Raw genomic sequence first — 12,462 nt, forward strand, 5'->3', positions numbered from 1 at the left:
GGCGATGGGCACGCAAAGTGACGCCCCGCCGGAGACCACAGGTCACCGGCGGGGCGTCACCTCAGCGAAGGATGCGACGAACCACCCGATTGGGCGTCACGTCGGCTGCGTCAGATGCGCACACCGAACTGGAAGGTGCCCATGTAGCTCATCGACTCGTAGCGCACCGAGGCACCGGGCTTGGGGGCGTGGAGGATCGTGCCGTTGCCCGCGTACAGGCCCACGTGCGACAGGCTGTTGAAGAAGACCAGATCGCCCGGCTTGAGCTGGCTGCGGCCGATCTTCACGCCGTCGTTCTGCTGGGTGTAGGTGGTGCGCGAGATGCCGACGCCCGCCTGGCGGTAGGCCCACTGTGTCAGACCGGAGCAGTCGTACGAGTTGGGGCCCTCGGCGCCGGAGACGTACGGCTTGCCGATCTGGGTGGCGGCCGCGCTGAGCGCGGCCGCGCCGCGCTGCGACGCCGGCACCTCGTTGCCGAGGTCGACGCGGTCGCCCGCGGCGCGGCTGGCGCGCTGCTCCTCGGCCTGCATCTTGGCGCGCTCGGCGGCGGTGAGGGTGTTGAGCAGCTTCTGGGCCTCGGCGAGCTTGCCCTGGAATGCCTTCTTCTTCTCGCCGAGCGTCTTGCGGACGTCCTCGAGGTCGGCGAGCTTCGTCGTCGCCTCGGCGCGCTGCTGGGCGAGGGTGCGCTGCTTGGCCTGGATCGACTGGAGCACGTCGGCCTGCTTGGCGCCGAGCTGGTCGATCGCGGACGCCTTGTCGAGGTAGGTGTCCGGGTCGGAGGAGAGGAAGAGCTGGATGGCCGGGTCGATGCCACCGGAGCGGTACTGCGCGCTGGCGACCGAACCGATGTTGTCGCGCAGGGTGTTGAGCTCCTGCTGACCGCGGGCCACCTTGTCCTGGAGGGCGCCGATCTCCTTCTGCAGCTTGCCCCGGCGCTCCTCGGCCAGGTTGTACTGCTCCGTGGCCTCCTCGGCCTCGTGGTGCAGCTTGTCGACCTTCGACTTCACGTCGTCGATCTTCGGCTTCGGGGCCGCCTGGGCACCGGTCTGGGTGGAGAGCGCGACGGCCGCGGCGGCGGTCGCGGTGAGCACGGTCACACGGGTGCGGCTCGGCTGCTTGGGACGACGGTGGGACGCCACGAAGGCGAGCTCCTTCTTCCTCGAGCCGCCCAACCAGGCTGCGGCAGGCGGTTCCTCCGCTGTCATCCCCGATGGATGACCAACCGCGCGAAGGTTCGAGGCCTGACCCTAGTGACCAGGTTGTGATCAGTTCAAATCCTCATGAGGAAAATCTCGCCCACGCGGCACTTTATTTACACACACCACACGGGCAGTAGTGGCCACTTGACCGTGCGCCCTCCAGAATTCGGGCATTAAGCGCAGGAGTTACGACTCATTACGAGCTACGCGAAAGCCGCTTGAGCAACAAGGCGGACGTAACCGGGCGCGCCCCCGCCTTGGCCACTCCGTCGGCGACCTCACGGTCGGTGGAGACCACCACGACCGGCCGCCCCGGCGGCTCGGCGCGCACCAGCTGACGGATCAACTCGTCGGCGGTGACGCCCGCCTTGGAGAACAGCACGCGCACCCCGCGCGGCGGGGCGAGCAGGACCGGGGCCGCGAGCTCGGCCCCGTCGAAGACACAGGTGATCTCGGCGCCCGAGCGGGCGGCGAGCGCGGAGAGCCCGCCGAGCAGCCGCAGCCGCTGCTTCTCCAGGGGCATCGTCGGATAGCCGGTCTTGGTGACGTTGTAGCCGTCCACGACGAGATGCGCCTGCGGCAGGGCCAGGAGCTGGTCGAGGAGCGCGGGGTCGGTCTCGGAGAGCGCGCGGGCCGCGATGTCCTTCGGCGACATCCGGCCGGGCTCCACCGCGTCGACGGTGTCGGCGGGACGGACGGAGACGGGCGGCAGGGCCAGTTCGCGGCGCAGCCCGGCCGCGGCGTCCAGGACGGTGTCGAGCAGCAGGCGCAGCCGCATGTCCTCCACGGAGCGCCCCTCGCGGGCGGCCCGGCGGCTTGCCTCCAGGGCCGTCTCGGCCTCGGCGAGCCGGGCCCTGAGCCGCCGGGTCTCGCTCTCGGCGGACGAGACCTGCGCGGCCGACTCGGCCTTGACGGTGTCGATCTCGGCCTGGGCGCGGCGCAGGGCGGCCTCACCGCGCTTCACATCGCTCTGGGCGCTGCGCAGCTTGCGGTGAAGCGATTCGGCTTCCTTGCGGGCCGCCTCCAGATCGGTGCGCAGCTGCTCGGTCTCCGCGCGGCCGCGCTCCTTGGCGGTGGCGATCTCCTCGCGCAGCCGCTCCAGCTCGCGCCGGCCGGCCTCGTCGGCCCGCTCGGCGTCCGCGCGCTGGGCCTCCTCGCCGGCGGCGGCGACCAGCTTGACCCAGCCGGTGGGGCGCAGGACGTAGGCGGCGGCGGCCACGTCGACGGGGTCGGCCGCGGCGGGCGGGGCACCGGACTCCACGGCCCCGGCCAGCACGGGCTGGGCCTCCTTGAACCGTTCGCCGATCCGCTGCCGGAAGAGCGGATCGCTCTCCAGGGCGGCGGCCATGGCATTGCCCGCGAACTTGGCCCGCCGGCTCGCGGTGAACCGCGCGTACTGCCGCAGGGGGGCCGGAAGCTCCGCGACGGTCAGTCCGCCGAAGGCGTCCGAGACCAGCGCGACGACCCGCCGCCGTACACCGTCCGGCAGCGGGCGGTCGAACGTCTCGGCAGCGTCACCTGCCGCGCCGGCCGGTTCATCACCGTGCGCGGGCTGCTCCACGATCCGTCACCCCATTGTCATTCGCACCGCTCCGTCAGGAGTCGGCGCCGGGCCTGTCCACCAGTTCGATCTGGTCCACCGCGTTGCACCAGCGGCAGCGGACCGACTCGATGGTCTCACTGACCACCTCGCGCTCCTCGACCTTCGGTTCGCCCGCGAGGTCCAGATGGACGTACTCGACGACCTTGGAGGAGCGGGTCACGTCGAACCGGGTCAGATTGCCGCAGAGCGTGCAGCGCCAGCGGGTCTCGGCGGTCGGCAGGGGAACCGTCGTCATCGTGCCGTCCTCTTTCATGTGCGTGATGCGAGTGCGGGTGCCGCGGTGCGCCGTCGAACTGCGGAGTACTGCCCGTACCCTACGGCCACGGGGGCACCCCCTGCTCGGGCGGAGCCGAGGTCGGGACGGGCCTCCGGTGTCACGGCGAGGCACTCTGTCCAGTTGAGCCCTGTTACGCCATGATATGTCCATGATCGACGTGCGGCGGATCCACTGGCGGAAGTCGGCCCGGGGTGCGTGGCGGGGCGCGCGGAGCGGACCGGCGGTGACGTACGGCCTGATCGCCGCGTGCTGCTTCACGTTCCTGATCAGCCCGGTCTCCGGCCTCAATCCGGTGTACGGGACCGGGGACGCGGCCCTGGCGGCGCAGAGCGCGTACTTCCACCGCTGGGGAGTCGTACCGGCGGAGCTGATGAGCGGCGAGCCGCACACCCTGCTCACCCCGCTCACCGCCCTCTTCGTCCACGGCAGCTGGCTCCACCTGCTGGGGAACATGCTCTTCCTGTACGTCTTCGGCGCGATGGCCGAGGAGCGGATGGGGGTGGCCGGGTTCGCCCTCTTCTATCTGGGCTGCGGCTACCTGGCCCTGCTCGGCTACGCGGCGGTGCACGCCGACAGCGCACAGACGCTGGTGGGCGCCTCGGGCGCGATCTCGGGGGTCCTGGGGGCGTTCCTGTACCTCTTCCCCCGCTCCCGGGTGACCAGCCTGTTCCCGTTCCTCTTCTTCCTGCCGCTGCGCTTCCCGGCCTGGATCGTGCTCCTCTTCTGGTTCGTGCTCCAGTGGCTGGCCGCCCGCTCGGCGGGGCCCGGCCCGGGGGTCGCCTACCTCGCGCACGTGGTGGGCTTCGCCGTCGGCTTCCTCTACGCCTGGGGCCGCTACCACCATGGGGATAAGGTGAAGGCCCCAGCCGCGGCGACCGAGGGAGAAAGCCAGCCGTGATCACCGCGATCGTGCTCATCAAGACCAGCGTGGACCGCATCCCCGAGATCGCGGAGTCGATCGCCGCGCTCGACAGCGTCAGCGAGGTCTTCTCGGTGACCGGCACGTACGACCTGATCGCCATGGTCCGGGTGCCCCGGCACGACGACCTCGCGGACGTGATCCCCGGCCGGATCAGCAAGATTCCCGGCGTCGAGGCGACGGACACCCACGTCGCGTTCCGTACGTACTCCCAGCACGACCTCGAAGCGGCCTTCGCCATCGGCCTGGAGTCCTGACTCCGCGGCGGAGACGTCCGCGGCGAAGATGAAGGAATCCTCATCCGGGCCTCATCCCGGCGGGCGCCCGCGCCCGTCAGCCTGATCCCATGTCCTTCACCCATCGCATGGCCACGCTCGCCGCCGTCGTCGCCATCCCGCTGGGGATCGCCGCCACGAGCTACGCGCTGACCGACGAGCCCGAGGCACCCCGGGTGCCGCCCGCCGTGGAACTCGGTACGCCCCCGGCCCGCTCCTCTCCCGGCGGTTCCTCTCCGGGCGGCTCCTCTCCCAGCGGCGGGGCCACCCCCGGCGGTTCTCCCACCGGCGCTTCTCCCACCGGCGAGGCCACTCCCAGCGATGCCACTCCGAGCCGTTCGGCCCCGAGCCCCGGTGCCACTCCCCCGGCTCCGCCCTCCGACGCGGTCGTGCCCGGGCCCTCGGCCACCGGCGACGACGATGACGACCTCCGTGAAGAGGGCTGACCACCGCGTCTCCGCACGCGTCCGCATCCTGCTGTGGCTGCTGCTCGTGATGGCCGTGGCCCTGGCCGCCGTCGCCGTGGCCACCCGCTCGATCCTGCTGCGGGACGTGGACCACCGCATCAACCAGCTGCTGACCCAGGAGACCGGCGAGTTCGCCAACTTCGTGGAGCAGGGCGTCGACCCCGCGACCGGGCTCCCGTTCACCGACCCCGACACGCTCCTGCGGATCTTCCTCCAGCGCCAGTACTCCGACCCGGACGAGGAGCTTCTGGGTCTCGTGAGCACGCGGGGTCCGGGGCTGCGGGTCATCCGGCAGTCCCGCGACATCCCGGACTCCGTGGCGCTGCACCGCGACCGCGGTTCCCTCGACGCCATCGCCGCGAGCGACGCGCGCTCGGGACGCATCGACCGTGCCCGGGGCGAGGTCCGCTGGGCGAAGGTGCCCATCAGGACCCCCGGCGACGCCGCACCGGACGCGGCCTTCGTCGTGGCCTTCCACGCGGACCCCGAGCGGGCCGTCGCCGACGAGGCGTTCCGCGCCCTGCTCGCCATATCCGGGGTGGCGCTGCTGATGACGACCGGTATCGGCTGGGCCGTCGCGGGCCGCATCCTTGCACCCGTACGAGTGGTGCGCGCGACGGCCGCCGAGCTGACCGAGCGCGATCTGACCCAGCGGATCCCCGTGCAGGGCCGGGACGACATCGCCGCGCTCGCCGAGACCTTCAACGCGATGCTGGACCGTCTGGAACAGGCGTTCGCCGGGCAACGCCAGTTCGTCGACGACGCCGGGCACGAACTGCGCACCCCCATCACCATCGTGCGCGGCCATCTGGAGCTGATGGGCGACGACCCGGCCGAGCAGCGCGAGACCATCCGGCTGGTGACCGACGAACTCGACCGGATGAGCCGGATCGTGGAGGACCTGCTGCTGCTCGCCAAGGCCGAACGCCCCGACTTCGTGCGCACCGAACCGGTCCAGCTCGCGGAACTGACCGCCGACGTCTTCGTCAAGGCGCGGGCGCTGGGCGAACGGGAGTGGGTCCTCGACGGGGTCGCCGACCGCGAGGCCGTGCTCGACCCCCAGCGGATCACCCAGGCCATGGTGCAGCTCGCCCAGAACGCCGTCCAGCACACCGTGCCGGGCCAGCGGATAGCCATCGGCTCGCGTGCGGCCGAGGGCCGGATCGAGCTGTACGTGGCCGACCGCGGCCCGGGCGTCCAGGAGCAGGACGCCGAGGTCATCTTCGAACGGTTCCGGCGGGGCACCGCCCGCCGCGGCGCCCGGACCAGCGGCGCCGGCCTGGGTCTCTCCATCGTCCGGGCCATCGCCGAAGGCCACCGGGGCGGCCGGGTCGACCTGCGTCCGACCGAGGGCGGCGGCGCCACCTTCGTACTCGCACTCGCCCTCGAGGAGTCACCGTGAACCGCATTCTGATCGCCGAGGACGAGGAACGCATCGCCTCCTTCGTGGAGAAGGGACTGCGCGCCAACGGCTTCACGACCACGGTCGCCGCCGACGGGGACACCGCCCTCGACCGGGCGGTCACGGGCGGCTTCGACCTGATGGTCCTGGACATCGGGCTGCCCGGCCGGGACGGCTTCACCGTGCTGCGGGAGCTGCGCGAGGCCCGGGTGACGCTGCCGGTCATCGTGTTGACGGCCCGTGATTCGGTACGGGACACGGTGGCCGGCCTGGAGGGCGGCGCGGACGACTGGATGACCAAGCCGTTCCGCTTCGAGGAACTGCTGGCGCGGGTACGGCTGCGGCTGCGCACCGCCGCCCGTACGCCCGAGGTCACGGTGTTGCGCAGCGGCGATCTGAGCCTGGACCTGCGCACCCGGCGGGCGCGGTCCGGGGAGCGGACCGTGGACCTGACCGCCCGTGAGTTCGTGCTGCTGGAGCTCTTCCTGCGCCACCCGGGGCAGGTGCTCTCGCGGGAGCAGATCCTCTCCCACGTCTGGGGATACGACTTCGATCCCGGCTCCAACATCGTGGACGTGTACGTCCGGGCACTGCGCAGGAAGCTGGGGGCGGAGCGTCTGGAGACGGTACGGGGCATGGGCTACCGCATGCCGTGACCGGGGCTTCGCGCGCATGAACCCTCCTTCATGGAGGGCTCATGGGTGGCTCACTCCCCGCCCGGAGAGTGGAGCGCGTGGACCTCTCCCTGCGTCAGGCGGTGTGGCTCTGTCTCGCCCTGAGCCTCTGCGCCCCGCTCGCCGTCCCGGGCATCGCCCCGGGACTCGGCGGCGAGGCCCGGCTCACCCTGGCCGTCTTCGTCCTCGCCACCTGCGCGTGGATCGCCGCACCGGTCGACGACACCCATGTCGCGCTCGGAGCGGGTCTCGCGCTGACCGCGACCGGGGTGATCAGCGCCGACACCCTGTTCGGCACCCTCGGGGACGCGACGATCTGGCTGCTGATCTGCGCTTTCGTGCTGGCCGCCGCGGTGACCCGGACGGGGCTCGCCGGGCGGGCCGCGGCCTTCCTGGTCAGCGGGGCCCGCACCGTACGCCGGCTGGTCCATCTGACCACCGCCGCGCTGGTGGTGACCGCCTTCGCCGTCCCGGCGACCTCGGGCCGGGCCGCGCTCGCGCTGCCGGTCTTCGTCGCGCTGGCCAAGGCCCTGTCCGAGCGGCGCCGGCTGGTGGTGATGCTGGCGCTGCTCTTCCCCACCGTCGTGCTGCTGTCGGCGGTGGCCACACTGATCGGCGCCGGCGCTCACCTCATCACGGTCGGCCTGCTCCTGGAACGGACGGGCGAGCGGATCGGCTTCGTGGAGTGGCTGGTGCTCGGGCTGCCGCTCGCGGTGGTCTCCTCCCATCTGGCCGCGGAGACCGTGCTGTTGACGACCACCCGCCGCGCGGACCGGCGAGAGCCGGTACGGATCACCGTCGCGCAGCTCCAGGAGCACTCCCCGACCGCCGTCTCGGGTCCGCTCACCACGGAGGAGGCCCGGTGTCTGACGCTGCTCGGCACGGTGGTCGCCCTGTGGTGCTCGGAACCCATGCACGGGGTGTCGCCCGCGGTGGTGGCGCTGATCGGCGCGGTGGTCGCCTCCTCGCCACTGCTGGGGACCGTACGGCTCAGGGACGCGCTGGGGGCGGTGCCGTGGCCGATGCTCCTGTTCATGGCGGCGACCACCGCGATGGGCCTCGCGCTGGTCGACTCGGGCGCTGCGGGATGGCTCGTCGGCGGGCTGCCGGCCGGGGTACCGGCCTGGGCCTTCCTCGCCGGAGTCGTGGTGGTCGGCACGGCCGCGCATCTGGTGCTCCAGTCGCGATCCGCCCGCTCGTCCGTCCTGGTGCCCCTGGTGATCGCCGCGGCGGCCGGGGCCGGGGTCAATCCGGTCGCCGCCGCGCTCGCCTCCACGGCCGCCGCCGGTTTCTGCCAGACCCTGCCCGCGTCCGCCAAACCGGTCGCGCTGTTCTCCGAACCGCCCGACGGCGTGCCCGGATTCACTCCGCGTCAGCTACTGCGGCTGTCCGCCGTGCTCGCCCCGCTCAGCGCCGCCCTGGTGCTGTGCTTCGCCCTCGCCGTCTGGCCGCTGCTCGGCGTGCCCGTTCTCCTGGAGACCCAGCCATGACCCTTCGCATCGCCGTCGCCCCCAGCGGCTTCAAGGAGTCCCTGTCCGCCACCGAGGCCGCCGAGGCCATCGCCGAGGGGCTGGCCAGGGCCCGCCCGGACGCGGTGCTCGATCTGATCCCGCTGGTCGACGGCGGGGAGGGTACGGCCCGGGCGCTGGCGGCCGCGACCGGGGGCACGCTGGTGTCCCGGGTCGCGACCGGCCCGCTGGGCGCACCCGTACGCACCCACTTCGCGCTTCTCGACCACTCCTCCGCGATGGTCGAGATGGCGGCCGTCGCGGGCCTCTCCCTCGTACCGGCCGGGCGGCGGGACCCGACCGCCACCACCACCTTCGGGGTCGGTGAACTGATCCGGGCGGCGCTGGACTCCGGCGCCCGCCGCATCCTGGTCGGCTGTGGCGACTCCGGCACATCGGACGGCGGGGCGGGTGCGCTCCAGGCCCTCGGCGCCCGGCTCCTGGACGCCGAGGGAGACGAACTCCCCTGTGGGGGCGGTGCGTTGCACCGGCTGGAGCGGATCGACACGGACGGCCTCGATCCGCGCCTCGCCGGTGCCGAGCTGCTCGTGGCCTGCAATCCGTACAACGTGCTGTGCGGGAGGCGGGGCGTGGCGCGGGTGTTCGGTCCGCAGAAGGGCGCGAGCCCGGAGCAGGTCGAGGCGCTGTCGGCGGCCCTGGAGCGCTGGGCCGTCGTCCTCGGGCGCGCTCTCCCCGGGCCCGTGGACCTGCGGGCCGCCCCCGGCACGGGAGCCTCGGGCGGGCTCGGGGCCGGGCTCGCCGCCCTGGGCGCCCGGCTACTGCCCCGCTTCGAGGTGCTGCTCGACCACATCGACCTGGACGCCCGGCTGGCCCGCGCGGACCTCGTCATCACGGCCGAGGGCGCCCTGGACGGGCAGACCGTCCGGGGAAAGATCCCCGCGGAGGTCGCCCGCCGGGCCAAGGCCCACGGCGTCCCGGTCCTCGCGCTGGCCGGCACGCTCGGCCACGGCGCCCACCGTGTCAGGGCGGTGGGGGTGGACGCCTACGGTTCGATCCTGCCCGCGCCGGTGGCCCTGCCCGAGGCGCTCGACCGGGGCGCCGAGTTCCTCGCCGACGCGGCCGAGCGGGCCCTGCGGATGGTGCTGGTGGGGACGAGACTGGCGGCCTGAGCGGTACGGCTCAGCCGCGGTCCGGGACGCACCGTCCGTCCTCGGTGCGGTACTTCCACTGCGCGCCGTCCCGGACGAGCTCCTTCACGGCCCGTACGAAACGCTCCACGTGCTCGTCCGGCGTGCCGGCGCCGAAGCTGACGCGGATCGCGTTGAGCGACTTCTCGCCCGGCGCGGCCTCCGGGGCCCCGCACTCGCCCTGGGTCTGCGGGTCGCTGCCCAGCAGGGTGCGGACCAGCGGGTGGGCGCAGAAGAGACCGTCGCGGACGCCGATGCCGTACTCGGCGGAGAGCGCGGCGGCGAAGTGCGAGCTGTTCCAGCCCTCGACGACGAAGGAGAGGACACCGACGCGCGGAGCGTCGTCGCCGAAGAGCGAGAGCACCTTCACCTCGGGTACCTCGGCGAGGCCCTCCCGGACCGTGGCGATCAGGTGCTGCTCGCGGGCGACGAGGGTGTCGAACCCGGCCTCGGTGAGCGCCTTGCAGGCGGAGGCGATGGAGTAGACACCGATGACGTTCGGCGAACCGGCCTCGTGGCGGGCGGCGGTGGTGTGCCACTCGACGTCCACACCGCCGTCGGTGCGCCGGGCCACCTTCTTGGACGCGCCACCGCCGGCGAGGTACGGCTCGGCGCTCCGCAGCCAGTCGGCCCGGCCGGCGAGGACACCGGAGCCGAACGGGGCGTACAGCTTGTGCCCGGAGAAGGCGACCCAGTCGACGTCCAGCTCCTGGACGGAGACGGGGTGATGGGGTGCGAGCTGGGCGGCGTCGAGGACGATCCGGGCGCCGTGGGCGTGCGCGGCCGCGGCGAGCTCCTGCACCGGCCAGAGTTCTCCGGTGACGTTGGACGCGCCGGTCACGCAGACGAGGGCGGGCCCGTGGGGGTCCCGGTCGGCGAGGGCCCGCTCCAGGGTCTCGACGGCCTCGGCGGGGGTGCGCGGGGCGTTGAGGTAGGTGACCTGCGCGTCCTTCCACGGCAGCAGCGAGGCGTGGTGCTCGGTCTCGAAGACGAAGACCTGGCAGTCGGCGGGCAGCGCGGCGGCGAGCAGGTTGAGCGAGTCGGTGGTGGAGCGGGTGAAGACGACCTGGTCGCCGTCGCGGCAGTCGAGGAACTCGGCGACCGTGACACGGCTGTTCTCGAACAGGTCGGTGGAGAGCTGCGAGAGGTATCCGGCGCCGCGGTGGACGCTGCCGTAGTACGGGGCGTAGGCGGCGACGTCGTCCCAGACGCGCTGCAGGGCCGGCGCGCTGGCGGCGTAGTCGAGCGCGGCGTAGGTGACCTCGCCCCCGGTCACGAGCGGAACGGTGACATCGCGGCCGAGGACGGGCAGCGGGGCGGCGCAGCAGGGGTCGTCGGACTCGGCGGCGGCGGGAGTGGCGGTGGCGGCGTTCGGGTACGCGGACATGGCGGTATCTCCTGGCAGGACGGGGCAGCGAAGGGCCCGCAGGGCAGCGCGAAGTGGAGTGCCTCGTACGGGTGTTGCCTCAACACACGGTGGTCGTGCGGAGGGTGGGGAAACGGGGCCGAAGGCCCTATCGCATTCGCTTGCTCACGAGAGGCTCCCTGAGGACCAGGACCCCAAGGTTTCGAGGGGTCCGCGCTTGCCGTGGACCTTTCTGTCCACGGCCTGGTCTTCACCCGGGGCACCCCGCCACGGACGGAGGGTTGCCGGACAGCAAGCCGGGGCTTCGTAGCTGTCACTCATGACCTGGCACAGAAGCTATGCCACGTGATCGCCCCGGCGCAACCCGTGTCCGGATTCCGGAACGTGCCAGGGCCCCGCGCACGCGGGGCCCTGTGGGACGTGTGGGACCTGTGAGGCCGGCCCGCCGGTGGCGAACTAGGCGTTGCTGGCCGCGACCCAGCGCTCCAGGGCCGATCTCGCCGCACCGGAGTCGATCGACTCCGCCGCCTTGGCGATTCCCTCGCGCAGTTGCTCCACCAGGGAGCCCTCCCCCGGCGCCAGCGCCGTCAGCGCCGCCGCCGAGTTGAGCAGCACCGCGTCCCGTACGGGACCGGTCTCGCCCGCGAGCAGCCGGCGGGCCACGTCGGCGTTGTACGAGGCGTCGGCACCGCGCAGTGCCTCCACCGGGACGAGCTCGATACCGACATCGCGCGGGTCGAAGGCCTCCACGCGCACCGCACCGTCCCGTACGATCCACACCCGCGAGGTGGCCGTGGTCGTGAGCTCGTCCAGGCCGTCGTCGCCGCGGAAGACGAGCGCCGAGGAGCCGCGCTCGGCGAGCACGCCGGCCATGATCGGGGCCATCCGGGCGTCGGCGACACCGGTCGCCTGGGCCCGGACGCGGGCCGGGTTGGTGAGCGGACCGAGGAAGTTGAAGACGGTGCGGATGCCCATCTCCTTGCGGGCCATCGCGACATGGCGCAGCGCCGGGTGGAACTTCACGGCGAAGCAGAAGGTGATGCCGGCCTCGTCGGCGACCTCGGCGACCCGCTGCGGGGTCAGCTCCAGATTGACGCCGAGCTTCTCCAGGACGTCGGAGGCGCCGGAGGCCGAGGACGCGGCCCGGTTGCCGTGCTTGACGACCTTGGCGCCGGCGCCGGCCACCACGATCGCCGACATGGTGGAGATGTTGACGGTCTTGGCGCCGTCGCCACCCGTGCCGACGATGTCGACCGTCGCGCCGGGCACCTGGATCGTCCTGGCGTGCTCGTACATGGTGCGGACGAGGCCGGTGATCTCCCCGACGGTCTCGCCCTTGGCCCGCAGGGCCACGGCGAACGCCGCGATCTGGGCGTCGGTGGCCTCTCCGCTCAGGATGCGGTCCATCGCCCAGGCGGTGTCCTCGGCGCTCTGGTCGCGGCCGGTCAGCAGGCCGTCCAGGACGGCCGGCCAGGAGCGGCCCGCCGTGGTAAAGCCTCCAGCGGGGGTCACAGCGCTCATGGCAGCTCCTGGGTCGTCACGTGACGGTTACAGCGTCCACCCTATCGATCCACGGGGACGGCAAAGAGCCCCGTCCATCGAATGGACGGGGCTCCCGCTGTGG

12 protein-coding genes and 1 riboswitch are annotated in these 12,462 nt (G+C 72.6%); of the genes, 7 read left to right on the forward strand and 5 right to left on the reverse strand.

What is annotated here, in order from left to right:
• Positions 1–110: 110 nt before the first annotated feature.
• The 3 genes from ACZ4VW_RS05940 to ACZ4VW_RS05950 all read right to left on the reverse strand — a co-directional run bounded on the left by ACZ4VW_RS05940 (position 111) and on the right by ACZ4VW_RS05950 (position 3,037).
• A complete protein-coding gene (locus ACZ4VW_RS05940; protein WP_467958842.1) occupies positions 111–1,139 on the reverse strand; it encodes a C40 family peptidase in 1,029 nt (342 codons plus the stop codon).
• Positions 1,140–1,395: 256 nt separating this feature from the next.
• A complete protein-coding gene (locus ACZ4VW_RS05945) occupies positions 1,396–2,760 on the reverse strand; it encodes an NYN domain-containing protein (RefSeq protein ID WP_467958844.1) in 1,365 nt (454 codons plus the stop codon).
• Between the two features lie 34 nt (positions 2,761–2,794).
• The gene (locus ACZ4VW_RS05950; protein WP_467958846.1) at positions 2,795–3,037 is read right to left on the reverse strand and encodes a hypothetical protein; all 243 of its coding nucleotides are present in this window, start codon (positions 3,035–3,037) and stop codon (positions 2,795–2,797) included.
• Positions 3,038–3,227: 190 nt separating this feature from the next.
• On the opposite strand from ACZ4VW_RS05950, the gene ACZ4VW_RS05955 reads away from it, so the two are divergent.
• The 7 genes from ACZ4VW_RS05955 to ACZ4VW_RS05985 all read left to right on the forward strand — a co-directional run bounded on the left by ACZ4VW_RS05955 (position 3,228) and on the right by ACZ4VW_RS05985 (position 9,454).
• Positions 3,228–3,977 (forward strand): rhomboid family intramembrane serine protease, encoded by a 750-nt coding sequence (locus ACZ4VW_RS05955; protein ID WP_467958848.1) that lies wholly within the window; start codon positions 3,228–3,230, stop codon positions 3,975–3,977.
• Positions 3,974–4,255, forward strand: a complete 282-nt coding sequence (locus ACZ4VW_RS05960; protein WP_017238849.1) for an Lrp/AsnC family transcriptional regulator — start codon at positions 3,974–3,976, stop codon at positions 4,253–4,255. Before ACZ4VW_RS05955 ends, ACZ4VW_RS05960 begins: the two co-directional genes overlap by 4 nt.
• Before the next feature lie 89 nt (positions 4,256–4,344).
• The gene (locus tag ACZ4VW_RS05965; protein ID WP_467958851.1) at positions 4,345–4,719 is read left to right on the forward strand and encodes a small hydrophilic protein; all 375 of its coding nucleotides are present in this window, start codon (positions 4,345–4,347) and stop codon (positions 4,717–4,719) included.
• Positions 4,694–6,142, forward strand: coding sequence for a sensor histidine kinase (locus ACZ4VW_RS05970; protein ID WP_467958853.1), 1,449 nt, complete (start codon positions 4,694–4,696; stop codon positions 6,140–6,142). The genes ACZ4VW_RS05965 and ACZ4VW_RS05970 overlap by 26 nt, the downstream gene beginning before the upstream one ends.
• Entirely contained in the window at positions 6,139–6,798 is a 660-nt protein-coding gene (locus ACZ4VW_RS05975) for a response regulator transcription factor (protein WP_467958855.1), read from the forward strand. The genes ACZ4VW_RS05970 and ACZ4VW_RS05975 overlap by 4 nt, the downstream gene beginning before the upstream one ends.
• A gap of 77 nt (positions 6,799–6,875) precedes the next feature.
• The gene (locus ACZ4VW_RS05980) at positions 6,876–8,306 is read left to right on the forward strand and encodes an SLC13 family permease (protein ID WP_467959579.1); all 1,431 of its coding nucleotides are present in this window, start codon (positions 6,876–6,878) and stop codon (positions 8,304–8,306) included.
• The gene (locus tag ACZ4VW_RS05985) at positions 8,303–9,454 is read left to right on the forward strand and encodes a glycerate kinase family protein (protein ID WP_467958857.1); all 1,152 of its coding nucleotides are present in this window, start codon (positions 8,303–8,305) and stop codon (positions 9,452–9,454) included. Before ACZ4VW_RS05980 ends, ACZ4VW_RS05985 begins: the two co-directional genes overlap by 4 nt.
• A gap of 10 nt (positions 9,455–9,464) precedes the next feature.
• On the opposite strand, the gene ACZ4VW_RS05990 is transcribed toward ACZ4VW_RS05985, so the two are convergent.
• Both ACZ4VW_RS05990 and trpD read right to left on the reverse strand, forming a co-directional pair.
• The gene (locus tag ACZ4VW_RS05990; protein ID WP_467958859.1) at positions 9,465–10,859 is read right to left on the reverse strand and encodes an aminotransferase class V-fold PLP-dependent enzyme; all 1,395 of its coding nucleotides are present in this window, start codon (positions 10,857–10,859) and stop codon (positions 9,465–9,467) included.
• A gap of 187 nt (positions 10,860–11,046) precedes the next feature.
• A riboswitch (SAM riboswitch) is annotated at positions 11,047–11,163 on the reverse strand.
• A gap of 131 nt (positions 11,164–11,294) precedes the next feature.
• A complete protein-coding gene (trpD, locus tag ACZ4VW_RS05995; protein WP_467958860.1) occupies positions 11,295–12,359 on the reverse strand; it encodes an anthranilate phosphoribosyltransferase in 1,065 nt (354 codons plus the stop codon).
• Between the last annotated feature and the right edge of the window lie 103 nt (positions 12,360–12,462).

Source organism: Streptomyces sp. NPDC029139, assembly GCF_055564335.1.